The sequence below is a fragment of the Atlantibacter sp. RC6 genome (genome assembly GCF_014193285.1).
Taxonomy (GTDB): Bacteria; Pseudomonadota; Gammaproteobacteria; order Enterobacterales; family Enterobacteriaceae; genus Atlantibacter.
Genome location: NZ_JACHZE010000021.1, coordinates 1,518 through 3,057 on the forward strand (window position 1 = coordinate 1,518; position 1,540 = coordinate 3,057).

The following is a 1,540-nucleotide window of genomic DNA, read 5'->3' on the forward strand; positions in this document are numbered from 1 at the left end:
ACGTGCCAGCGTGCCTTCTCCCGAAGTTACGGCACCATTTTGCCTAGTTCCTTCACCCGAGTTCTCTCAAGCGCCTTGGTATTCTCTACCTGACCACCTGTGTCGGTTTGGGGTACGATTTCGTGTTACCTGATGCTTAGAGGCTTTTCCTGGAAGCAGGGCATTTGTCACTTCAGCACCGTGGTGCCTCGTCATCACGCCTCAGCGTTAAAAGGGACCGGATTTACCTGGAACCTCCGCCTACACGCTTAAACCGGGACAACCGTCGCCCGGCCGACATAGCCTTCTCCGTCCCCCCTTCGCAGTAACACCAAGTACAGGAATATTAACCTGTTTCCCATCGACTACGCCTTTCGGCCTCGCCTTAGGGGTCGACTCACCCTGCCCCGATTAACGTTGGACAGGAACCCTTGGTCTTCCGGCGAGCGGGCTTTTCACCCGCTTTATCGTTACTTATGTCAGCATTCGCACTTCTGATACCTCCAGCATGCCTCACAGCACACCTTCAACGGCTTACAGAACGCTCCCCTACCCAACAACGCATTCGCGTCGCTGCCGCAGCTTCGGTGCATGGTTTAGCCCCGTTACATCTTCCGCGCAGGCCGACTCGACCAGTGAGCTATTACGCTTTCTTTAAATGATGGCTGCTTCTAAGCCAACATCCTGGCTGTCTGGGCCTTCCCACATCGTTTCCCACTTAACCATGACTTTGGGACCTTAGCTGGCGGTCTGGGTTGTTTCCCTCTTCACGACGGACGTTAGCACCCGCCGTGTGTCTCCCGTGATAACATTCTGTGGTATTCGTAGTTTGCATCGGGTTGGTAAGCCGGGATGGCCCCCTAGCCGAAACAGTGCTCTACCCCCACAGATGAATTCACGAGGCGCTACCTAAATAGCTTTCGGGGAGAACCAGCTATCTCCCGGTTTGATTGGCCTTTCACCCCCAGCCACAGGTCATCCGCTAATTTTTCAACATTAGTCGGTTCGGTCCTCCAGTTAGTGTTACCCAACCTTCAACCTGCCCATGGCTAGATCACCGGGTTTCGGGTCTATACCCTGCAACTTAACGCCCAGTTAAGACTCGGTTTCCCTGCGGCTCCCCTATACGGTTAACCTTGCTACAGAATATAAGTCGCTGACCCATTATACAAAAGGTACGCAGTCACACCACGAAGGTGCTCCCACTGCTTGTACGTACACGGTTTCAGGTTCTTTTTCACTCCCCTCGCCGGGGTTCTTTTCGCCTTTCCCTCACGGTACTGGTTCACTATCGGTCAGTCAGGAGTATTTAGCCTTGGAGGATGGTCCCCCCGTATTCAGACAGGATGTCACGTGTCCCGCCCTACTCATCGAGTTCACAGCATATGCATCTTCGTGTACGGGACTATCACCCTGTACCGTCGGACTTTCCAGACCGTTCCACTGACACACATGCTGATTCAGACTCTGGGCTGCTCCCCGTTCGCTCGCCGCTACTGGGGGAATCTCGGTTGATTTCTTTTCCTCGGGGTACTTAGATGTTTCAGTTCCCCCGGTTCGC

The 1,540-nt window shown here is 54.1% G+C and carries 1 rRNA gene (running past one end of the window); it reads right to left on the reverse strand.

What is annotated here, in order from left to right:
• A 23S ribosomal RNA gene (locus FHW74_RS22730) occupies nucleotides 1–1,540 on the reverse strand; its annotated part reaches 1,289 nt to the left of the window's first position; the annotation flags it as partial.